This window comes from Polaribacter sp. NJDZ03 (assembly GCF_019263805.1).
Taxonomy (GTDB): Bacteria; Bacteroidota; Bacteroidia; order Flavobacteriales; family Flavobacteriaceae; genus Polaribacter.
Genome location: NZ_CP079195.1, coordinates 3,142,039 through 3,166,167 on the forward strand (window position 1 = coordinate 3,142,039; position 24,129 = coordinate 3,166,167).

The window sequence follows — 24,129 nt, forward strand, 5'->3', positions numbered from 1 at the left end:
GAAAGTTAAAAGCTAAGTTGTTATTTTCGAAGTACAACGCGGGATAGAGCAGTAGGTAGCTCGTCGGGCTCATAACCCGAAGGTCACTGGTTCGAGTCCAGTTCCCGCTACTATAAAAGAGTAATCAGCAATGATTACTCTTTTTTTTGCGTTAAATTTTTATTTTTAAAGTTGGTTTTTGTGGATCAAGTATCAATAAAAAATATATTTATAATTTTTATTTAAAAAGATCGTAATTCTCTAATTAAGTTGTATGTTTGCAGCCGGAAATAACTAATCGATTTTATGATTCGAAAGTTAAAAGCTAAGTTGTTATTTTCGAAGTACAACGCGGGATAGAGCAGTAGGTAGCTCGTCGGGCTCATAACCCGAAGGTCACTGGTTCGAGTCCAGTTCCCGCTACTATCAAAGAGTAATCAGCAATGATTACTCTTTTTTTTGCGTTAAATTTAAATAAATTAAGCTTAAAAAGGATCAAGTCCAAAAGTTGTGGGATTTAGAAATTAGGCATAAATATTTGAGAGTCTAAAAAGGAAAAATTTGATGTTTCTAACACCTCTAAATTGTGCTCTAAATGCTTTTATTTTAGCATTAAACGATTCTGCAGAAGCATTTGTACTTCTATTGTCAAAATAGTTGATAATTAAGTACTGTCTGAAACTGTGTAAGTTTTAAAATCTCAGGTTAATTAATCTTAACTATTTTTATTAATTAGAAGTAGCAGTATCTTTAAAGCTTTCTATCAAATAATCTACCAATTTAAAATCTTCTTTTTTAACATTTAGCTTATTTGTAATTCTATATCTTTTACTCTCTACAGACCTAACAGATGTATTTAAAAAAACACCAATTTCTTTATTCTTAAACCCCATAAATAGATAGTAACATATAATTACTTCAGAAGGGTTTAACTCTGGATGTTTTAGAGACATTTTATTAAAAAACTCTACATTAAGATTATTTATTAAATCTAAATGATCTTCTCCTTTTTCTAAAAGAACAGAAGAGCTATGATGAATTTCTTTATGAAGATCTTTAATTTTACTTCTTTGATCGTCTATATTTGTAATTGAAGAAATATTTTTAATCTCTTTCTTTAAATCTACTATATAATTTTCTAAACCTTTTACTTTTAACTTTAATTTGTCATGATTATTTTCAATTAAAGAATATTCTTTTCTACGTTTTGTAAAATCACTTAAAATTCTTTTTAGACTCTTATATTTTATAGCTACGAAAATAATAGTTACAATTAATAAGGATATTAAAAAAATAATCCAATTTCTATTTAAAATATTTTTATTTGTTTCTACTTCTAAAATTTTAGAATTTTCTAAAAAGGATTCACTAATATTAAAACTAGCATCAATATTTTCTTTAACTAAATTTTCATGGAGGTATTTAAGAGAGTCTATATAATTATTTTCATTTTTAGCATCTTTTAATTCCTTATAATAGTCTATATAATAGGTGTAATAATTCTCTTTATCAGAATTGTTCATATAGGCATGCAACTCACCTGCTTTTTTTAAAGATAACAAAGCAGCGTCTAGTTTTTTTTCACCTAAAAATTTTTCTACCATAATCAGTTTTAAAGTAACATCGTGTATGTTAAAAAGCAAAGGAGAAATAGTAGTATCGTTTTCTAGTGTTTTAAAAAGGGCGTAATATTTATCACGATTTATATCATCATCTAGGTAACTAAAATTTAAAGTTGTCATAAACAATGCATATAAATAGTAGAAAGAATCATCTTTTATAGAGCTATAATAATCTAATTTAGGCAGAATTAAATCGTTGCTTTTTTTATAATTCTTGTTATAAAGTTCAATGTAAGCCTTCATTTGCATTACATCTGTTAATCCATCTTTGTTTTTATCCTTAGTATAAAACTCTTCTGCCTTTTTAAGATAATTTAAAGAGCTGGTCTCTTTTTTTACAATATATAAGTTATAGAACAACTCTATACTTGCAGCACCAGCTAACTCGTAATTTTCTTCTTTTTCTGCATATTTTAAAGAAAGAATATTATAATGATATATCTCTGCCTGACGATTTAAATGACTACTTAATACTGCCTTAAGATGATAGTATTTTGCAATTTGTCCTTTAATATTTTCTTCTAAAGGTTTAGGTATGGAATCTAAAAATTTTTCTGATATCCTTGGATAATTATCCATTCTATTACTTGCAGAATCTAGATACCTTAAATAAATATTATCAGTTTTTTGCGCATAGCATTGAACACTTAAAAGAAAAAAGAAAAACCTAAATAAATTTGACACAAAAATATATTAAAAAAATTACTATTAAAATCGCTTTCAACAAAAGTACTAAAGCAAAAAGAAAAAGCAAGATATAATTACTTTTATCATTTCGTTGAAAAACGAATTATTATATAATAAAAAAAACACCTACCTACCTTGTATAGCCTTAAAAAAACCTATTTAACTATGTTTGCGTAGTTAATGCGTAGTCTTATTTTACTCTGTCTCAATGTTTTCATAATACAAAATCAAATAAAAAGAAGATATTTGTGTTAACATTTTTTTAACACAAAATAAAACATGAAAAATACAGTACACAAAGTATATTTTATTTTATTTTTTATTGGCTGCATTCAAGTAAACGCACAAAAAATAAATTATAAAAAAGAGGCCTCCAAAGAAAATAGTAATTTCTTTGAGATTGTAAATAAAACTAGAGCGCAGTTTGTAGAAAAAAGAAGAAATTCTAAAACTGTAGAAACTAGATTAGAAAAGAAAACTAGAAAAATATTTGAACGTTGGGCTTGGAGCTGGAAAGATAGAGTAAACTCTAACGGTACATTCCCTAAGAACCAAGTTAATAAAGAAGAGTATTTAAATTTACTAGTAAATAATTCTAATACAAGCGCTAGAACTTCTTCTACTACAAAAGCTAAAACGGCCTCTACAACAAAACCTTGGTTACAAATAGGACCAACAGCAATTGTAAACAAAAATGAGAACTTTGATTACCCAGGACCTGGTAGAGTTGATGTTGTGGCTGTAGATCCTAATAATGATAATATTATGTATGTAGGTACGCCTGCAGGTGGTTTATGGAAAACTTCAAATAAAGGAGCTACTTGGGTGCCAAAAACAGATAATTTGGCTGGTATGGGCGTTACAGATATCTTAATTCATCCAAACAATACAAATATTCTTTATATGGCAACTGGAGATAGAGATAGTGGTCATATTAGTTCTATAGGTTTATTTAAATCTACAGATGCTGGAGACACTTGGACTGTTGTACCAGATTTTAGTTTTTCATTAAGTCAAAATGAGTACATTAGAGATATTGCATTCGCTACAAATAATCCATCAATTTTATACGCTTTAACAAATGATAGAATAAGAAAGTCTACAAATAATGGAGATACTTGGACCGACGCTACATTTACGCACCCATATAGTTATAATGAAGAATTTCAATCATTGGTTATTCACCCAAATGATCCGAACAAAATTGTGGTTTCTGATGTCTGGGGAGGAATATGGTATTCTACTAATGCCGGAGTTAGTTTTATACAACACCCTGTTCTAAAGGCAGCAGCACCAGCAGTAGCAGGAGACTACCCTACAGTAAATAAATTAAGACTTGCATCTACGCCAGCAGATACAGAGTATTTTTATGGAATAGATCAAAATGGTTATTTTAAAAAATATTATTTTGATTTTGATAATACTGCTGCAGACTTAGTTAAATCTATACATGTTACAGCACTTATTAACGGTACTCCTACTCCTTTTGATTCTCAACAAGGGTATATACAATGTATTGCTGTTTCGCCAACAAACCCAATGAATTTAATGGTTGGTGGTGTACAAGGATGGAAATCTACAGATAATGGAAATACTTTTTCTCCTGTTTTAAATGCATATACTAACCCAGCACCAGAAGATCAAATTCACGTACATGCAGATCATCACTTTTTATTATTTAAAGATAATTCTACTATTATTAACGGAAATGACGCAGGACTTAGAATGGGGTCTTTCTCACCAACTTCAGAAGCAGATTTCCCAGATATTTCTAGTGGCTTAATTATTACACAATCTTATAATATTGCTATTACACATGGTTTAAATGGTGATGATTACATGATGGCTAATCAAGATAATGATGGTTTTTCTAAAGTATATAAAAATGGAGTTCAACAATGGGTTGCTGCAGTAGCAGGAGACGGAACAGGTACAGCTATTGATATAGAAAACCCTGCTATTAGATATTTAGGAGGAACCAATGGTCAATTAAACAGAACAGATGATGGTTATGCGCTACATTATGAAAATGCAATACAAGTATTACCTTCAGATGCAACCAATGCAGCATTTATTTCTCCATTAGCATTACACCCTACTGATGCCGCAACTATTTATGCGGGGCACGGAGATGTTAAAAAAGCTACAAATAGAGGTGGTGTTGGTATTAGCGATTGGACCATGCTTAACTCTGGCTTAACAAAAACAGAATTTCTAGATGTTTCTCTAAACAATTCTTCTGTTAGAATATTTGCAATTGGAGAAATTGCAGAAGCTTCTACACTTAAAAGAAGTATAGATGATGGTGCAACTTGGTCTACAATTACAAGTCCTGCTGGTGTAACAATTAATAGTATATATGGTGTACCTAACACCAATACGGTTTATGCAACCGTAAAAAGTTACGAAGCCGGTAAAAAGGTGTATAAGAGTTTAGATAATGGAAATACTTGGACTAATATAAGTAGTGATTTACCTAACATAACTATGTTTAAAGTTATTTTAGACCCAAATAAAACGAATGAAACAATCTATCTAGGAACTGAAATTGGTGTCTACTTTACAGACAACTCAACAACTAATTGGTCTAAATTAGGAACCGGTTTACCAAACGTAAGAATAAGCGATATTAAAATAAGTGCAAATAATGGTAACGTATACGTAGGTACTTTTGGTAGAGGTATGTGGGTATATAATGATCAAAAATATTTTGATAATATTTTTGATAACAACTGGCTAACAACTAACAATTGGGAAGGCAATACAATACCAACCGCTACAGACGATGTTTTAATTAAAGGTACAGAGAATGTTACCGTAAATACAGATGGAGCTATCACAAAATCTTTAGAAATTTTAGATGGAGCACTTTTAACTATTGATAAAACAAGAGATTTAACTGTGCAAAATGATTTTACTTCTACTTCTACAAATAGCGTTTTACAAATAAATTCTGATGCTGCAGATAGTGGTGTATTAATTGTAAAAGGAAACAGTACTGGTAACATAACTTATGTAAGAGGTGGTTTATTAGCTACTCAATGGAGTCTTATTACGCCTACTGTAACAGGACAAAAAGTAAAAGATTTTGCTTTAAATACAGCTAATGATATCAGAAAAAACACAAACACAGGTACAGATCCAAACAGATATGCAATTGCAAAATATAATGATGCAAATGCAACCGGTGAAAAATGGGAATATTTTGATGTAAATGTAGGTGCCGCAGTAGCATTTGAAAAGGGTAATGGATATTCTGTTTCTAGAGGAACCGATGGAGAAGTTACTTTTACGGGAAATTTACAAACAAATACCTTAAATGTTTCTGCTACACATGGTAAATGGATGGCAATAGGTAATCCCTATACAGCATTTTACCCAGCAAATAAAGGTACTTCTGGAGATTTTATACAAGATAATATTGCTAAATTAGCTATAGATGCTCCTGCAGTTTATGTTTGGGAAAATAGCCAAGCGAAATATGTTGCTTACTCCGCAGAATCTACAACGACTAAAGTATTAGCTCCAGGTCAAGGATTTTTTATAAAAATGAAACCTTCTGGAACCGATGAAATGGTTGTTTTTAATAACACTAAAATAGGAACTAAAACAGCGCTTACAGGAAATCGTACTTTTAATAAAAGTGCAGAAACAACATCTTATATAAAATTATATGTTGCTAAAGGAAACCTAAAAGTAAATACAGATGTTTTATTTTCTGAAAATGCAACTGTAGGTTTTGATGCAGGTAGAGATATCATCAATTTTAATTCTTCAGAATTTGATTTAACAACTAAATTGTTAGATAATGCTACAGATACAGATTATACAATTCAAACAATACCTAATAACAATTATGAAAACCAAGTAATTTCTTTAAACCTTAAAGGTAAAGCAAATGAGAAAATTACTTTTTCTGCATTAAATAGTAATTTACCAGAAGGAATGAAGGTTTACTTAGAAGATAAAGAAACTGGTAGCTCTTATGAGTTAAGCGATACCAAAAACTATACCTTAACTTTAAGTAGTGATGTTAGTGGTTTTGGACGTTTTTATGTACATTTTTCTACACGGGCTTTAAGTGTAATTTCTAATGATGTAACAAAAATTCAGATTTATAATCAGAATAATTTCTTACAAATAAAAGGAGCAAATGCAAGAGCTTTAAAAATTGATTTATTTGATCTTAATGGCAAAGTTATTTTAAATCAAAACCAATCCACAGATAAATACAGTCCTATTAATTTAAGTAGTTTTTCTAAAGGAGTTTACTTAGTTAAAGTTACTACCGAAGGAAAATCTGTTTCTAAAAAAATAATTATAGACTAACCTCTTAATACAGAAAACATGAATATTAAAAGTGAAAATAAAATAGATAGAAAAGAAGCTTTAGAAAAGATAGGGAAATATGGCAAGTATGCCGCGTTAACCGCTTTAGGTACTTACATGATTTTAAGTCCGCAAAAAGCACAAGCCTCATCTGCGCTTCCAGAAAATCCTGGAGTAGGATTTTAATCCATTCTTAAAACTCGATACTAGAAATAGTATCGAGTTTTTTATTATAATACAGCCTTAAAATAAGTTTACATGTACTTTTAAGCTATCCTAAAAATAATAGATTCATTTTATTAACAACCCTATTTATACCTAAGCTGTTAATAAAACAAAACTTCTCATATTTTTTAACAATTGCAAATTATTTAAGTTTTATTAAAGTTGCTGAACAATTATTCACAGAACAGCAAGCAATTTATAAATCTATTAGAAATTTAGAAGAAGACTATAATGCTACTTTCTTTTTTTAAAAAATCTGATTTAATAAAGTTTTTAATGAGAACTACTTTTGAAAATTGTCTTATAGCTAAAGTAAATTCCAAATTTAAAATAGAATTTCTAAATTCGAAATTTCGGAATCTTAGAAGAGAAAACACCAACCGAAAATGACTATTTAGTAAATTTATAAAAGTTGAAATTGGTTTAGTTACAAGCACTAAAAATTACACTTTTAAAAAGGGGATTATTAGTTAAGAAGCCTTACTAGAAATTCTGTTTATGAGGCAAGAATTATAGGTTTTGGTATTGAAGATATTATAGTAGAACCTCTAAAAAAAATATCACATTAAAAAACACAATACTTTATAATGGTAAACGGTATAGAAGTCATTAAAATTAATCTTTTCCATAGCCTCTGTAGTACTTTATCCTTTTTAATAACACATTGTGTTAATAGATTTTTCACGACCTCTTAAAGCGTTTATTTCTGTATCTACTAAAGTTGTTTTTAATTTCTTCTTAGCTTACCTGTATAGAAAATTTATTGATGTATATTTTTAATTCTTATCATAATCTAAATGAATATCTAACTATCTTTTAAGTGTTTTTTATATGGCTGATTTTAGTATGTTCTAAAATAAATAGTGAGTTCTAATTCGTTTTAAATTGCTTTTAAAAATCTTATGGTTTTATAAGTATGTGAAACTTAAACAAAAAAAATCTCCGGTTAATTAATTAACCGGAGATTTTAAAATTTACACACTTTATAAGAAAGTGCTATTGATAATTATATTTAGCTTTAAAACTTTTCCTATATAGTTTTATAAAACTACACCTCTATTTTTAAAATAGAGGTGTAGAGTATTTGTTATTCAATAACTACTTTCTTACTTATAGTGCCTTTATTGGTATTCATTTTTACAATATAAACACCTGCTGTTATTTGTTTTTTGATGTCTAATTGGTAAGTACTTTTTTGTTCCTTAATACTCCAAGTAGTTACTTTTTTACCAAGTATGTCAAATAAATCAACATTATTAATATTTACTTCTTGGTTTTTAGAGATTACAATGTTGTTATTATCATTGTCTGCATAAATACTCGTTTTACCAGTAAGTATATCTTCTTCAACACCTAATAAAGTCCCTTCTGCTGCATTAAAAGCTAAAACAAATCTGTCTGTGTAGATACCTGTTTTTAATTGATACGTTGCACTAACATCATTTATTTTCTGTGTTTTACCTGTTAATTTGTCTTTGATGTAAACATCTTGATTGATGTTGTTTATTTCATCAATACCAATTGTAATAATACTGTTTTCATTTACAATAACTTCTAATGGTACTTCTAATGCGCTAGAAATTTCTTGTACTCCAGAAATTACATAGCTATTTGCATCATTTGGAAACTTCCAATAGAAATCTGTAGTATTAACATCAAACATTTCTGAGTCATATCCTTTTTCATAACCAAAAGAATTTGCTTGATTAAAAGAAATCCCTATCTGACGATGTAAATTACTTCCTTGATCATTAGAATAACTCATTCCTAATTTTAATATAGGTAGCTCATTATTAGCTGATTTTACAGTTTTTTTCTGACTATTTTTTAAGAATATAGAGGTACCAGCTCCTTCTGTTTTATATTCTCTTTGACTATTGTTAAATTTAATTTGTCCGTTACCAATACCTTCTACAAAGAATCCCTGTCCTATTGCAACATAAGGTTCTGGATCTTTGTATAAATCATCATATTCACTACCACCAGAGTTAGCAACACAAGATATAAGGCCATCATCATCTTGAAAGATTAATTTGTTTATAGCAAGCGTACCTAAGTCGCTTGTTGCAGTTATAGTAATATCACTACCTGCTGGTATACATAAATTTATGGTTATATCTTTATAAAATAGACCGGTAGAAGGAAAAGTAAAATCGCCTTTATCTACATTATCAATTTTTATATTAAACTTCTTAGTTAATAGTGATGCGTAGTTTATTTTTAAAGTTTCTACTCCTCTAGGAATGTTAGAGAATTTGATATAATCTCTACTGTTTAAATTAACTACAGATCCTAATAGATTTATAATAGATTCTAAAAAACCGGTAGTTTCAGTTACATCTTCAGCTAGAAGCGTGTAGTTTACAGGTCCTGTCTCTCCCGTTTTTACTTTAGTTGCCATACTTACGTTCTGAGCAGCATAACCACCAATATAACCACCAAAGTTATGACCTGCAGTTCCTGAAGCTTCCGTTTCCGCAACATGTTGCCAAAAATAAAGTGTTGATATTAAAGTGTTATTGTCATCTAAAAATTTTCTAGCATTTAAAGCAGAAGGGAAGGGGTTTCCTATTAAATAAGATTGTCCAGCAGTTATCTGCTTAGTCTTAAACTCACCATCATTAGGGGTACCTACAAATGTGTAGTTTTGTTTTCTTCCAGGTCCTTTAAAAGTATAACCATCACCTCTATCTATAAGTCCTTTTTTATATTTATGTAACCAATTTGCTCTTCCGTTACTAGCAGGAGCATAGGTATATACCCAGTAATCTGCTAAGGAAATACCAGATCCAGTAAATGAACCATCATATCCATTAGCAAATGTAATTTCTTTAGGTGTATTTGTTGTTGTACCGTCTCTAAGAACAGATTCTAAAGAATAGGTGTCTGTATTTAAAGTTGTAACTGGTGAACTCATGTAGTTATAACGATATAAACTAGGCACTTCTGAGTTTTGATCTACAAATAATTGTCCATCACCAGATACTTCACTACCATCTGTGTGTGTTTGTATCAATTGAGCAGAAGAACCAGATAAACGAATTTCTCCGTTTAACTCTATATCATTAGTAACGACTAATAATTGATCTGTTACTCTTAATTCATTATTCTTAACAACCTTTAATTTTCTTGCACTTAATCTATTGTTTTCATGGTTATAAAACTCATCAACTATCACATAACGAGATCTGTCTGGAAAACCATTATCCCAAGTACCACCTGCATTTGTTGTAGTTTCTTTAATTCTATGTAAACCTAACAATGTATTTGCTTGTTTATTAGAACTTGTTATTTCTGAGATTAATGGATCTTCAGGATGTCTCTTCGTGTTTCCATTACCTGCTCCATAACCAGATTGGTATGTGTTTATGGCATCATCTATAAATACAACCCATTCACTAGAAACATAATCTTTATTAGGTGCCGTTACTTCATCTATTCTAACAAATGAAGTATTGTCTGTAATATTAGAAACGATATCATATCTATTAGCCCATGCAAAATTTCCTGTTGCAGATGAAAGTGTTATAATATCATTTGCTCCAACAATTGCAGTTAATGCGCTGTTTTTTATGATTGTTGCATCACCTAAATTTGTTATGTCTGATGTTGTTTTGTTTTTAAACAAGATAGATTTACCTACTTTTAACTCAGAATCTACCACAACTTCTTCAGTTGGTGTTGCTATTGCTAGTGCATCAACCTGAGCTATTGTTTTATTTTGATACAATTGAACTTTAATTGTGTTAGCAGGAATGTCTTCTGAACCGATATTTGTTATTTCAATCCATCTTTCTTCTCCAAACTGATAAATTTGCGTAATCATAACGTCTGAAGCTTCTGGTATATCTCTATAATCTAGGTTGCCAGTAGTTGGGTTGTTTGGATCGAAATTACCATCTGTATCTCCAAAAGCGTTTTCTAAAATAGCTAATGTTGTTACTATGTTGTTAGGTGCTGTTCCTCCATCATTTACTGTAAATCCGTTATTTATAATGTCTAAATTATCATCAAAAGCATCATTTAAACCATCACCATCTGTATCTAATAATTTACCACTTGCATCCTTTGCAAGCGCATTTTGTAAATCTCCGTTTTCGGCAATATCAAGTACACCGTCATTATCTGAATCTGCATCTAAGTAATCTGGAGTGTCAGTTCCATCCGTATTTTCTGGAATAATGCCAAAACCTGTATAGCCACCAATAGTTTCATAAGTATCATCTACACCATTATTATTACTGTCTGCAATGTTGTTTCCAACTCCAGAAGGTTTTTTATAACCACTTGTAGATTGTCCTTCAATATTATCAGGAATACCATCGTCATCGGCATCAATGTCTATAAAGTTTGGTTTACCATCTGCATCGGCATCTCCTTTTACATAAGAGTTTGGTTTACCATCTATTGTTGTATTTGTAGCATCTGTATCTGGTCCGGTAATTATTAAAGGGTTTGCAGCACTTATAGAACCATCTACAGCATCGTCAAAACCATCATTATCACTATCTACTGTAGTATCTTGTTTACCATCTCTGTTGGTATCTTTACCACCAGCTTCTATAACATCTGGAATACCATCGTTGTCTGAATCTAGGTCTAAATGATTAGGGATACCATCCTTATCAGAATCTCCTGTAATATAAGAGTCTGGTTTACCATCGTTATTATTATCTGCTCCAGTAACTACTAAGGCATTGTTGCTATTATTGATCGTACCAACTTTTCCGTCTACAGCATCATCAAAACCATCGTTATCAGTATCGTTAATTAATGTACCATTACTGTTGATGTTGTCTACTAAACCATTTCCGTCTTCATCTACTCCGCCAGCTTCTATTAAATCTGGAATTCCATCATTATCGGCATCTAAGTCTAACATGTCTAATGTACCATCTTGGTCTGTATCTCCATTAGGGTAACTATTAGGTTTACCATTGTTGTTTGTATCTGCTCCGGTAACTATTAATGCTTTTGCACTATTATTAGTTCCGTTAACATTTCCATCTACAGCATCATCAAAACCATCGTTATCAATGTCATTTTTTAGCGTACCATCAGCATTAATAGTATCTACTAAACCATTTCCGTCTTCATCTACTCCGCCAGCTTCTACTAAATCTGGAATACCATCATTGTCTGAATCTAAATCTAAATAATTAGGGATACCATCGTTATCTGTATCACCAGTTATGTAAGCGTCTGGTTTACCATCATTGTTAGCGTCTGTACTTCCTGTAAGTATTAAAGCTTTGTTTTTGTTGATAGTTCCGTTAACATCACCATCTACATAATCATTAAAACCGTCACCATCAGTATCTAAGAAATTATCTGCAATACCATCTCCATTAGCATCTGTACCACCTGCTTCTACAACATCTGGAACACCATCATTGTCTGAATCTAAATCTTTTGCATCTGGAATACCATCACCATCTGTATCTGGGTTTGTAATGTTATTTCCGTTCGTTGCACCGGTTACTTGAGAATCATAACGATCATCTAAACCATCATTATCTTTATCGTTTTTAAGTGTACCGTTACTGTTAATATCGTCTACTTTTCCGTTTCCGTCAGTATCAATACCACCCGCTTCTACAATATCTGCAACACCATCGTTGTCTGAGTCTAAATCTAGAAAATCTAATACACCATCTTTGTCTGTATCTCCATTAGGATAAGAATTTGGTTTACCATCATTATCTGTATCTGCTCCGGTAACTATTAAAGCTTTATTTGGGTTGTTACTTCCATTAACGCTTCCGTCTACAGCATCGTCAAAACCATCTTCGTCAGCATCATTTTTAAGAGAACCGTCTGTATTTATATTGTCTATTTTTCCATCTCCATTGGCATCAATACCACCAGCTTCTGTAATATCTGTAATACCATCGTTATCTGAATCTAAGTCTATGTGGTTTGGTATACCGTCTCCATCTGCATCTCCTGTTGTATAAGAATCTGGTTTACCATCATTGTTCGTGTCACTTCCTGTAACAACTAATGCATTGTCTTTGTTATTTGGTGTACCAAGTTGACCAACATCACCATCTACAAGATCATCAAAACCATCATTATCTACATCATTTTTTAGCGTACCATCAGCATTAAGGTTGTCTACTTTACCATCTCCATTAATGTCTGTACCACCTGCTTCTACGATATCTGGGATACCATCGTTGTCTGAGTCTAAATCTTGTGTATCTGGAATACCATCTCCGTCTGTATCTGGATTTGTAATATTTTTTCCATTCGTTCCACCTGTAACATTAGCGTCATAACGATCATCTAAACCGTCTTTATCTATATCGTTTTTAAGAGTACCATCAGTATTAAGATCGTCTACTTTTCCGTTTCCATCTGTGTCAATACCACCAGCTTCTACGATATCTGGAATACCATCATTATCTGAATCTAAATCGAAATGATTAGGAATACCATCTCCGTCGTTATCATATACATCTGGTATGCCGTCATTGTTAGAATCTGCGTAGTTTGTAGTACTTCCATCTCCATCGTTACCATCATCATGGTTGTCTAAATAGTTAGGGATACCATCTCCATCTTCATCCCCTTCAGCTAGGTTTCCTCCATTTTCTAGAGTATCAGGTATGCCATCGTTATCATCATCTAAATCGATGCTGTCTGGAATACCATCATTATCATTATCCTTAATATCTCTATAATCTAGATTACCTGTATTTGGGTTATTAGGGTCGAAGTCTTTATCTTCATCACCAAAAGATTTTTTTAAAGTTAACAAGCTGGTTACTTTTTTATCTGGACTTAAACCATCATTTACAGTAAAACCAATAGTAGGGTTGTCTGTATTATCATCGAAAGCATCATCTAAACCGTCACCATCTGTGTCTTTTTTTGTAAGAATATTTTGAAGGTCTCCATTTTCTGCAATATCAAGAATACCATCATTGTCTGAATCTGCATCTAAATAATCGGGTATTTTATCACCATCGGTATCTACAGGTATAAAAACTTTACCGCCTACTTCGTAAAGGTCATCTATACCATTTTTATTAGTGTCTTTAATTCCTGTACCAATACCACTTGGTGCAATATAGCCAGCTGTTGTTTGTACTTCTATATTATCTGGAATACCATCATTATCGGCATCTATATCTTTATAATCTGGTATACCATCTCCGTCTGTTGACGTAGGTGTGTTACCTGTATTTGCTGATGCAGGAATTCCGTTAGTTGATGGTGTAGTACCTACAACTCCATCTGCCATTCCATCACGATTTTCATCTTTACCACCAGATTCTATTACATCTGGAATACCATCATTATCTGAATCTAAATCTAAACGATTAGGAATACCATCTCCATCTGAATCTGTATTACATAATTGTCTTACTATAATGTCATCAATAGCTAAATCGTTTCCAAATATTGCTTTTGTATTGTTTCTGATTACAACAGTAATGTCGCTGTTATTTAATGTAGTTAAAGGAGCATTTGTACCGTAATATTTCCATGCATCTTTACTGCCTGCTTTTTCTCTAACAATGTTCCCTGTATTTACAGAAGGACCTAAAAGTTTTCCATTTTGCCAAAGTTCTATTTGTATGTTTGGTAAAACTCTAAGAGGATTATCATTAACGTTATTGTCAACATCTAAATTTAATACCCAAAAAGATACGTCTAAAAGAGCACCTGCGGTAACACCTTTTATTGTTTTTTGATAAATGACATCTGGTGTTGTACCTGCATTTACCATTAACATGTTATCTGCTGTTGGTGTTAAGCTACCACTTGTATGGTCTCCTAAAGTTTGCCATTGTCTATCTGCCCAACTTGCGGAGTTAGGGATGTTATTAAATACTGCGTAAAGATCATCTTGTAGATCACGACTGATATCATTACTACGTGGGTTTTTTAATTCTAAATATCTATAATCTGTAGTTGCCCCTCCAGATAAACGAGTACTAGTTGTAGCATTACCTACACCAAAATCTTCATTAAGTAAAGGAGTACCATAGATATCACAAATATCTTCATCAACATCTAAAATACCATCGTTGTCATCATCTAAATCACAAATATCGCTAATACCATCTCCGTCTGTATCTAAGTTACCAGAAGATTTTGCGTCACAACGGTTACCTACAGTGATGTCTTCATCATTAGAATCACCAAATTCATAATTTGTAATTACGGTATCATTTGGGGTTGTAACAGTAGCTGTTGCACTATTTTGGTATACTGCCAAAGGTTGGTTCATAGGTACATTTACATCAAAAATAATAGTAACACTTCCTTTACCATCAATATTAAATTTCCCCCAATTAAGCGTAGTATCTCCAACTTGTGGTTTTGTTGTAGAAGTTTGTTGAGCATCTTTTAATATAATATTAGCGCCAGATGCATAGGTAAAACCTGCTGGTAGAATATCTTTAGCTGTTACGCCTTTTAAATCTACATTGGTAGCATTTGTTAAAGTTATTTGGTAAGTACCATTTTCACCGATATTAACTTTAGGTGTGGTAGTTTTTTTAGTTACAACTAAACCTCCTGTTGGTATTTTTAATACAATTAAATCTAACATAATAAGATCTTGCCATGACCCTGCGTATAGATTTAAGTTGGTTGAACCTGCTGTAAAATTACTGTTTACAACATCTATATCCCAAGCTCCATAAGGGCTACCTGTATAAGCATTATTACCTGGAGCTGGGTCTGAAACCCCTCCTGAATTTGCAAAATCTATAGGGAAGTCTGCAAAGGCATTGTCTGAAACTTTAATACTTTCTCCGTCTATAGCTGCATCTCCTTGTAAAGAAGCTACAGATATACTACCTGCTACATCACCAGAATATACTTTGTAACCTGTTACAGGAACAGTAATATCTCCATATACAAAACCTTTTAAACCATCATATACATATACTTGATTGATACCTGGTTCAGCTGTTCTAGATTTATATACTACAAGCATTTGCCATGCTCTTACGTTTTCTTGAGAAAATGCACAAGCAGCATTAAAGTTATACAATACATTGCTATTTGTAGATGTTGAGATAACATCTGCAGTATACGTTCCAGAAGGGTTGGGTTGTGCTAATACTTCTGCAGTAATATCTGCTAAATAACCTTCGTATTGAGGACTTAAGGTATTAAACGGTACAGTTTCCTTATAACTTTTATCTCGTGTTATGGTTTTTGTGATTCCGTTAGGAAATTTAATAGGAATAGTTGTAGATAAAGGGTTATAGGATGTTAAACCAGTTCTACCATGTTTTACAAGAGCAAACCATTGTACGTATACTGCTTGTATTACTGCATCTGCAGGTATAGATAAATTAGCACTAGTAGCTCTTCCATTATTTTTTATACAAGTGTAAGTTGTTCCCGTTGTTTCGTATGAAACCTCACTATTACCAATTTGTTTGTAGGTAAGATTGGCTCCAGAAAACTTCTTGTAAAAATTAATATTATCATTGGTGTCGGGTCCTTGCGCACTAATAGAAAAGGAAGTGGCAAATAACAATACGGTAAGTATTGTTAAGCTTTTTAAGCTGTTGTTAAATAGGTGTTGAATTTCCCCAAATTCACATACCTGAAAAGTGTTTTTTTTCATGGTTTTTGTTTTATTGTTCTCTGGGGGAGTTGTTAAAATTGTAAAATACGTAGGGGGAATACGACATAATCTGCTTAGGGGCGCAGTTAAGTTGGCAAAATTAGTATTAAGTTAGCAAATGTACAAATATAATGTAAGAATTATTTATTGATTTTTACGGAGTAAATTTGAGGGTTTTTCTATGTTTGTTTATACTAGGTTAAATTAATTTAATGATTTGTAGCAATTATAAAACATCTAATTGTGCTTTTGCTATTGTGGTAGCATTCCTTAAATACAAAACACATAGAATGCTGTTTTTTAGTATATAATGGTGTGGTTGCTGAAAAAAATGATATAAAAAATCCTTACCTAAAATAGTTAAATTAATACATACATATATAATGTGTGAGTGTTTTTGTTACGATACGTAGTTTATAAAACGCATAAATAATAAGTTACTTTTTTGGGTTTAAAAGTCTATCTGAAAAAAAATAAAAAATAATAAAGAATTGTTTTAGAGAACTTGTAAATGAGGTAATTAAGAATTATCGCTGTTATAAACAGATGCTTCGGTAGAAAAAAGATAAAAGAAGAACAGTTTTACATTTAGAATTCTGTTTTTAATCTCTTTTTAGTTAAGGGAATTCATAATTATAGCTTTATTTTTTATCTGATTTTTAATAATTTATCATTTTTTTTATAAAAAATGCTATTTAGTTTGTTTGTTTCAATTTTATCTTTAGATTTGTCAGTATAAACAAAGAGAATACAAATGTTAAATAACTATTTTACTCGTTTCTATTTTTACTTTTACTTTTTTAGTAAGAGAGGAGACTTTGTATCATGTTTTTAAGTAACATTCATATCATATAAAGTCTCGAATTTCATTCGAGGCTTTTTTTTTGACATTATTTGTAATAGATGAATAAAATTATTGCCATACAGGGAGCAGAAGGCTCAAATCATCATAAAGTTGCACGCAACTTTTATGGAACCACTATACAATTAAAAGAATGTATGTCTTTTGATGAGTTGGTAGCTAGTTTAATAGACAATACCGCAGATTTGGGTATTATGGCTTTAGAGAATACCATTGCGGGTTCTATAATTCCTAATTATGCTTTAATTGATAATAATAATTTACACATAATAGATGAAGAATATTTAAATATTCATCATCACTTAATGGCTCTAAAAGGTCAGAAAATAGCAGATATTAAAGAAGTTTGGTCTCATCCAATGGCATTGTTACAATGTAAGGAGTTTTTTAAAAAATATCCACATATAAAACTAGTGGAAGATGTTGATACTGCTGAGGTTGCAAAAAGAATTTCGAAAGAAAACTTAGTTGGTATTGCAGCAATTGCACCTAAAATTGCAGCAGAAATATTTAGTTTAGAAATCCTTGAAGATAAACTTCAAACCATAAAAGATAATTCTACACGTTTTGTAATTGTACAAACTGCTAAACCAGAAGTTAATAAAGAAGTAAATAAAGCTTCTTTAAAATTTCAGTTGAATCATAAAAGAGGAAGTTTGGCTGCAATTTTAAATGTGTTGAGTGATTGTAAAATGAACTTAACCAAAATACAGTCTTTACCAGTGATAGAAACTCCGTGGAAATATTCATTTTTTGTAGATGTTACTTTTGAAGAATATAGTGAGTATGAAAAAGCAAAAGCGATTATAGAAATAATGGCAGAAGAATTCAAAATTTTAGGAGTTTATAAAAACGGTAGAAAATAGTATAGTTATGATACAACCAGCTAAAAGATTAGATACAGTGCAAGAATACTATTTCTCTAAAAAGTTAAGAGAAGTTAGAGGTTTAGTTGCAGCCGGAAAACCAATTATCAATATGGGAATTGGGTCTCCAGATTTGCAGCCACCAACAGAAGTTTTAGAAGCAATTCAGGGTAGTTTAAGTGATGTAAGTGCGCATAAATATCAATCGTATCAGGGCTTACCAGAATTAAGAAATGCAATAGCTACTTTTTATAAAAACAAATTTTCTGTAGATTCTAATCCAGAAAATGAGATTTTACCATTAATGGGCAGTAAAGAAGGAATTATGCATATTTCTATGGCTTTTTTAAACGAAGGCGATAAAGTATTAATTCCTAATCCTGGGTATCCAACATATACATCTGTTACGAAGTTAGTAGGAGCAGAGCCTTTGTTTTATAATTTAAGTGATAAAACTAATTGGCAACCAGATTTTACAGCATTAGAAGCACAAGATTTGAGTGATGTAAAAATTATGTGGGTCAATTATCCGCACATGCCAACAGGAACAAATGCAACGTTAGAAACGTTTGAAAAACTAGTGGCTTTTGGTAAAAAACATCATATTTTAATTATAAATGACAATCCGTATAGCTTTATTTTAAACGATAAGCCTATTAGTATTTTACAAGTAGAAGGCGCAAAAGACATTGCTTTAGAATTAAATTCTTTAAGTAAGACTTTTAATATGGCAGGTTGGCGCGTTGGTATGGTTTTAGGAAACGCAACATTCATCAACGAAATATTAAAAGTAAAATCTAATATGGATTCTGGTATGTTTTACGGAATTCAAAAAGGAGCCATAGAAGCATTACAATTATCAGATGATTGGTTTTTAGCACAAAATAAAATATACGAAGAACGTAGAAATTTAATTTGGCAATTGGCAGATAAATTGGATGCTGTTTATGATAAAAACTCTACAGGGTTATTTGTTTGGGCAAAAATACCAGAAGGAAAAAAATCTGAAGAAGTTACAGATGGAGTTTTATATGATAACGATATTTTTATTACACCAGGAACCATTTTTGGTTCTCAAGGAGAAGGATACATCCGTTTTTCATTATGTGTAACAACAGATATTATAAAAGAAGCAATTAGCAGGTTTTAATGAATAGCAATGGGTTTCAACCCATTGAACGTGGTTTCAACCCATTGAACGTGGTTTCAACCCATTAATCGTGGTTAAAATCTATTGAAAAAAGAAAAAATGAAAAATATATACATGATTGGTATTGGATTAATTGGCGGTAGTTTTGCTATCGACATTAAAAAAAACAATCCAGATGTTGTAATTCACGGAATTAGTAGAAAAGATGAAACCTTAAATAAGGCTTTAGAATTAAACCTAATAGACAAGAAAGCAACTTTAGACGATATCGAAAATGCAGACTTGGTAATTGTATCTATTCCGGTAGATGCAACCGTAAAATTATTACCTACTATTTTAGATAAAATATCTGATGATGGTTTGGTAATTGATGCCGGATCTACAAAAGAAGCAATTTGTAAAGTAGTTGAACATCATCCAAAAAGAAGAAATTTTTTAGCATGTCATCCAATTGCAGGAACAGAAAATTCTGGACCAACAGCAGCTATATCCGGCTTGTATGTTGGAAAAACCAATATTATCTGCGAAGTAGAAAAGACAACTTTTAAGCTTCAAGAAAAAGCATTAAAGCTTTTTATGGATATTGGAATGCGTATTCGTTACATGGACCCCGTTTCTCATGACAAGCATATTGCGTATGTTTCGCACTTGTCTCACATAAGTTCATTTATGTTAGGTAAAACGGTTATTGATAAAGCTAAAAATGAACGCGATATTTTTGATATGGCAGGTTCAGGATTTGCCTCCACAGTTCGTTTGGCAAAAAGTAGTCCAGCAATGTGGACACCAATTTTTAAACAAAATAAAGAAAACGTAATAGAAACGTTAGAAGCATACATTAACAATTTACAACAGTTTAAAGAGTTGATGCAAAAAGATGATTTCTCTGAGATTTTTAACGAAATGGAGAATACAAATCACATAAAACAAATTTTAAACGGCATAAAATAATAAGCCAAAACAAGCAGAAAAATGGAGAATACTAAAGAATTAAGAACATGGTTGGACGATATGAAATTAAATCATCCACTAGTAATAGCAGGGCCTTGTAGTGCAGAAACCGAAGAACAGGTTTTAAAAATTGCACACGAACTAAAAGATTCTGATGTAAGCTATTTTAGAGCAGGAATATGGAAACCAAGAACAAGACCAGGAATGTTTGAAGGTGTTGGTGAAATTGGTTTACACTGGTTAAAGAAAGTAAAAGAAGAAACAGGTATGAAAACCTGTACAGAAGTTGCAAATGCAGCGCATGTAAAGTTAGCTTTAGAGCACGATGTAGATTTATTATGGATTGGTGCACGTTCTACAGTATCACCATTTATTATGCAAGAAATTGCAGATGCTTTGGCAGGTACAGATAAAATTGTATTGGTAAAAAATCCAGTAAATCCAGATTTAGCTTTATGGTTAGGTGGTATCGAAAGATTATATACTGCAGGAATCAAAAACTTAGGAGCAATCCATAGAGGGTTTTCAACATACGAAAAATCTAAATATAGAAATACTCCAGAATGGCAATTAGCTATTGAGTTTCAGAATAAATTTCCAGACTTACCATTAATCAACGATCCATCTCATATTACAGGTAAGAGAGACATGATTTTTGATGTTTGCCAAACTGCATTAGATTTAAACTTTGATGGTTTAATGATAGAAACTCACTTTGACCCAGAAAATGCTTGGTCAGATGCTGCACAACAAGTTACTCCTGCTGCTTTAAAGCAAATAATGGTAGACTTAAAAGTGAAGAAACAAACTGAAACTGCTGTAAGTTACAGAGAGCCTTTAGAGAACTTAAGAGCTCAAATTAACGTGGTAGACGATCAATTAATAGATTTATTAGGTAAAAGAATGCAAGTTGCCGATAAAATTGGTCAATTAAAGAAAGATCAAAACGTAGCCGTTTTACAATCACGTCGTTGGAACGAGATTTTAGGAAACATGGTTTTAGAAGGTAGTAGTAAAGGTTTAAGTGAAGAATTTGTTTTAAAAATGTTTAAAGCAATTCACCAAGAATCTATCGTACATCAAGAAAAAATTATCAACGGATAATTTTTAAGCATATATTTATTTAAATACCTTCAAGTTTTATAATTTGAAGGTATTTTTTTTGGGCGTTACCAAGCAAAAAAGCTTGGTCAGACTAGAATTTATCTTGAGCGTAGTTGAAAGGCATTCACTTTTTTTGTCAAAAAACATAAAAGAGCTCAAATAATTGCTCAATCCTTAACGCTTGGTGAAAACTTAAAAAGGATGTTTTGTTAGACTACCAAAAGTATATTAAGACCTCACAGGTTTTTAAAACCTGTGAGGTCTTATTTTAATATGCAATAAATTACAACAATTGTTAGTTTTTAAGTGTGGGTAAGTACTTTAACTACAGTAATATAGCGATAATATTCGCCCAGCTAGTGCTCGTTTGCAACGAGTACCGAAATTAATGTTATACACGTTATAAACGAGCGTGAGCAATATTGCTGACCAGACAGGTCTTTTTAACACAAATTAAACCATAGGAGTTGTTAGAAAAGACAAAAACTGGTGAATTCGTGGCAATTTCAATCCATTTTTTCATAAATCAATATTAATTCAGCATCTTTGTATTAATGAAAGGAATCGTATATAAATCTACAGGAAGTTGGTATCAAGTAAAAGCTGATAACGGAGAGTTTTACAAATGTAGAATCAAAGGGAAATTCAGAATTAAAGACATCAAAAGTACCAACCCAATTGCGGTTGGTGATAAAGTTGTGTTCGATTTAGAAAAAAAGAATGATGAAGAAACAGGTGTTATCAAAAAGATTTTAGACAGAGATAATTATATTGTCAGAAAATCTGTAAACCTATCTAAGCAAATACATATTATTGCGTCTAATATAGACCAAGTTTTCTTATTGATAACCATTAATAATCCGCCTACATTTGCCACTTTTATAGATCGTTTTTTAGTAGCAACTAGAGCTTATAGAATAGATACTATATTAGTTTTTAACAAGATAGATTCTTATCAACTAGAAGAAAGAGCAGAGATTCTGTATTTAAAAGATATTTACGAAGCAATTGGGTATCGTTGTGTAGAAGTTTCTGCAACGCAAAACATAAACATAGATACCATTAAAGAACTAATGACTGGCAAAACATCTATGTTTGTTGGGCATTCTGGTGTTGGTAAATCTACTTTAGTAAATGCAATAGAACCAACCCTAAACTTAAAAACAAAAGAAATTTCAGACCAACATAATCAAGGTAAACACACTACTACTTTTGCAGAAATGTTCGATTTAGGTTTCGATGCAAGAATAATAGACACACCAGGTATTAAAGGTTTTGGTGTTGTTGATATTGATAAATATGAATTAGGAGATTATTTTCCTGAGTTTTTTGCTTTAAAACAAGACTGTAAATTCAATAATTGTATTCATACAAAAGAACCACAATGTGCTGTAAAAGAAGCATTAGAAGAAGAGCGTGTTTCTTGGTCTCGTTATAAAAGTTACCTTCAAATTTTAAGTGGAGATGAAGAGAAAGAACATTTTAGAACTGATGTTTGGAATGAAGAAGATAATGAGGAGTAAAACATTATGAAAATAGTAATTCAAAGAGTATTAGAAGCCAGTGTAACAATAGATGGTGCTAAAGTTGCAGAAATAAAAACCGGACTTTTAGTATTATTAGGTATTGTTGCAGAAGACACTCAGGATGACATTGATTTCTTGGTTAGAAAAATAGCAAATCTTCGGGTTTTTAATGATGAAAATGAAGTGATGAATAAATCACTCGTAGATATTAATGGCGAAGTAATTGTTGTAAGTCAGTTTACATTACAGGCGTCCACCAAAAAAGGAAATAGACCCAGTTATATTAAAGCAGCAAGACCAGAAATTGCAATTCCTTTGTATGAGAATTTTGTAGAAACATTAGCTGCAGAAATCGATAATAAAGTACGAACAGGTAAGTTTGGTGCAGATATGAAAGTAGCTTTGGTAAATGATGGTCCGGTTACAATTATTATTGATTCTAAAAATAAAGAGTAACTTTTATAAAACCGTTAAATGTTAATTTTATTAAAAAATTAAAACAATACTTTCCATGGAAAATAAATCACGTATATTTGCCATGGGAAATAAAATAAAAATCAATCTAAATCAAATTAAAAATGAAAAAAATAGTTTTATCATTAGTATTAGTAGCATCAGTTTTAACTGCATGTAAAGGAGAAAAGAAGGAAAAAGTAGAAGTTAAAGAAGCTGTAAAAGTAGAGGTTAATGTTGCTGAATTAAATAATGTTGATACTGCTGTATCTGTTTTAAATTGGGCAGGAACAAAACCAGGTGGAGCGCATAATGGAACAGTAGCTTTAAAAAGTGGAGGATTATTAGTTGAAAATGGTAAACTTACAAATGGTGAGTTTGTAATTGATATGTCTACAATTGTATGTTTAGATATACCTGTGGATAATGAAGGAAATGCAAAATTAGTAGGACATTTAAGTAATGAAGACTTTTTTGATGTAGCTACATATCCAACCTCTAGTTTTGTAATTACTAAAGTAGAAGAGCTTGAAGGAAAATTAGCTGTTACTGGAAATTTACAAATTAAAGATGTAACAAAAAGTATTACAATACCAGCAACAATCTCTACCGAGAATGGAGTTACCGTATTTACAAGTGAAACTTTTAATGTAGATAGAGCAGATTTTAATGTAAAATATGGATCTAAAAAATTCTTTGAAGGATTAAAAGATAAATTTATTGATGATATTATGACTTTCTCTTTTGTTGTAAAAACGAAAGCGTAAATTAGATTAA

13 protein-coding genes and 2 tRNA genes are annotated in these 24,129 nt (G+C 31.3%); 12 read left to right on the plus strand and 3 right to left on the minus strand.

The features are described from left to right. The first annotated feature begins 37 nt into the window (after positions 1–37). Both KV700_RS13400 and KV700_RS13405 read left to right on the plus strand, forming a co-directional pair. A tRNA-Met gene (locus KV700_RS13400) sits at positions 38–110 on the plus strand. A 219-nt stretch (positions 111–329) separates the two neighbouring features. Beyond that, positions 330–402 (plus strand) — tRNA-Met (locus KV700_RS13405). 101 nt (positions 403–503) lie between these two features. On the opposite strand, the gene KV700_RS13410 is transcribed toward KV700_RS13405, so the two are convergent. Together KV700_RS13410 and KV700_RS13415 are read right to left on the minus strand one after the other, a co-directional pair. Next, the gene (locus KV700_RS13410; protein ID WP_368384774.1) at positions 504–644 is read right to left on the minus strand and encodes a transposase; all 141 of its coding nucleotides are present in this window, start codon (positions 642–644) and stop codon (positions 504–506) included. 63 nt (positions 645–707) lie between these two features. Further along, the gene (locus tag KV700_RS13415; RefSeq protein ID WP_166387810.1) at positions 708–2,180 is read right to left on the minus strand and encodes a LuxR C-terminal-related transcriptional regulator; all 1,473 of its coding nucleotides are present in this window, start codon (positions 2,178–2,180) and stop codon (positions 708–710) included. A gap of 387 nt (positions 2,181–2,567) precedes the next feature. Here KV700_RS13415 and KV700_RS13420 point away from each other — a divergent pair, with 387 nt between their 5' ends. From KV700_RS13420 to KV700_RS13430, 3 genes are all read left to right on the plus strand, one after another. Beyond that, positions 2,568–6,617 carry a T9SS type A sorting domain-containing protein gene (locus KV700_RS13420; RefSeq protein WP_218598182.1) on the plus strand — a complete coding sequence of 1,350 codons (4,050 nt, stop codon included), beginning with the start codon at positions 2,568–2,570 and terminating at the stop codon, positions 6,615–6,617. 18 nt (positions 6,618–6,635) lie between these two features. Then, positions 6,636–6,803, plus strand: a complete 168-nt coding sequence (locus KV700_RS13425; RefSeq protein WP_166387806.1) for a hypothetical protein — start codon at positions 6,636–6,638, stop codon at positions 6,801–6,803. Between the two features lie 143 nt (positions 6,804–6,946). After that, positions 6,947–7,093, plus strand: coding sequence for a LysR family transcriptional regulator (locus KV700_RS13430; protein ID WP_218599857.1), 147 nt, complete (start codon positions 6,947–6,949; stop codon positions 7,091–7,093). Between the two features lie 836 nt (positions 7,094–7,929). Here KV700_RS13430 and KV700_RS13435 read toward each other — a convergent pair. After that, positions 7,930–16,440 (minus strand): T9SS type A sorting domain-containing protein, encoded by an 8,511-nt coding sequence (locus KV700_RS13435; RefSeq protein ID WP_218598183.1) that lies wholly within the window; start codon positions 16,438–16,440, stop codon positions 7,930–7,932. A 903-nt stretch (positions 16,441–17,343) separates the two neighbouring features. Between KV700_RS13435 and KV700_RS13440 the strand changes: the two genes are divergently transcribed. The 7 genes from KV700_RS13440 to KV700_RS13470 all read left to right on the plus strand — a co-directional run bounded on the left by KV700_RS13440 (position 17,344) and on the right by KV700_RS13470 (position 24,119). After that, the gene (locus KV700_RS13440) at positions 17,344–18,168 is read left to right on the plus strand and encodes a prephenate dehydratase (RefSeq protein ID WP_166387801.1); all 825 of its coding nucleotides are present in this window, start codon (positions 17,344–17,346) and stop codon (positions 18,166–18,168) included. A 7-nt stretch (positions 18,169–18,175) separates the two neighbouring features. After that, positions 18,176–19,318: a pyridoxal phosphate-dependent aminotransferase gene (locus KV700_RS13445; RefSeq protein ID WP_218598184.1), complete on the plus strand. Its 1,143-nt coding sequence runs from the start codon at positions 18,176–18,178 to the stop codon at positions 19,316–19,318. A 99-nt stretch (positions 19,319–19,417) separates the two neighbouring features. Beyond that, positions 19,418–20,269 (plus strand): prephenate dehydrogenase, encoded by an 852-nt coding sequence (locus tag KV700_RS13450; RefSeq protein WP_166387797.1) that lies wholly within the window; start codon positions 19,418–19,420, stop codon positions 20,267–20,269. Positions 20,270–20,290: 21 nt separating this feature from the next. Then, positions 20,291–21,373, plus strand: a complete 1,083-nt coding sequence (locus KV700_RS13455; protein ID WP_218598185.1) for a bifunctional 3-deoxy-7-phosphoheptulonate synthase/chorismate mutase type II — start codon at positions 20,291–20,293, stop codon at positions 21,371–21,373. A gap of 554 nt (positions 21,374–21,927) precedes the next feature. Then, the gene (rsgA, locus tag KV700_RS13460) at positions 21,928–22,896 is read left to right on the plus strand and encodes a ribosome small subunit-dependent GTPase A (RefSeq protein ID WP_218598186.1); all 969 of its coding nucleotides are present in this window, start codon (positions 21,928–21,930) and stop codon (positions 22,894–22,896) included. Positions 22,897–22,902: 6 nt separating this feature from the next. Further along, positions 22,903–23,355 (plus strand): D-aminoacyl-tRNA deacylase, encoded by a 453-nt coding sequence (gene dtd, locus KV700_RS13465; RefSeq protein ID WP_218598187.1) that lies wholly within the window; start codon positions 22,903–22,905, stop codon positions 23,353–23,355. A gap of 122 nt (positions 23,356–23,477) precedes the next feature. After that, positions 23,478–24,119: a YceI family protein gene (locus KV700_RS13470; protein WP_218598188.1), complete on the plus strand. Its 642-nt coding sequence runs from the start codon at positions 23,478–23,480 to the stop codon at positions 24,117–24,119. Positions 24,120–24,129 lie beyond the last annotated feature (10 nt).

Excerpts from the sequence above, each read along its gene's own strand:
- KV700_RS13415 (WP_166387810.1), bottom strand. The coding sequence starts at position 2,180 with ATGGATAATTATCCAAGGATATCAGAAAAATTTTTAGATTCCATACCT.
- KV700_RS13420 (WP_218598182.1), top strand. The coding sequence starts at position 2,568 with ATGAAAAATACAGTACACAAAGTATATTTTATTTTATTTTTTATTGGC.
- KV700_RS13440 (WP_166387801.1), top strand. The coding sequence starts at position 17,344 with ATGAATAAAATTATTGCCATACAGGGAGCAGAAGGCTCAAATCATCAT.
- KV700_RS13425 (WP_166387806.1), top strand. The coding sequence starts at position 6,636 with ATGAATATTAAAAGTGAAAATAAAATAGATAGAAAAGAAGCTTTAGAA.
- KV700_RS13450 (WP_166387797.1), top strand. The coding sequence starts at position 19,418 with ATGAAAAATATATACATGATTGGTATTGGATTAATTGGCGGTAGTTTT.
- rsgA (WP_218598186.1), top strand. The coding sequence starts at position 21,928 with ATGAAAGGAATCGTATATAAATCTACAGGAAGTTGGTATCAAGTAAAA.
- KV700_RS13445 (WP_218598184.1), top strand. The coding sequence starts at position 18,176 with ATGATACAACCAGCTAAAAGATTAGATACAGTGCAAGAATACTATTTC.
- KV700_RS13435 (WP_218598183.1), bottom strand. The coding sequence starts at position 16,440 with ATGAAAAAAAACACTTTTCAGGTATGTGAATTTGGGGAAATTCAACAC.
- dtd (WP_218598187.1), top strand. The coding sequence starts at position 22,903 with ATGAAAATAGTAATTCAAAGAGTATTAGAAGCCAGTGTAACAATAGAT.
- KV700_RS13455 (WP_218598185.1), top strand. The coding sequence starts at position 20,291 with ATGGAGAATACTAAAGAATTAAGAACATGGTTGGACGATATGAAATTA.
- KV700_RS13470 (WP_218598188.1), top strand. The coding sequence starts at position 23,478 with ATGAAAAAAATAGTTTTATCATTAGTATTAGTAGCATCAGTTTTAACT.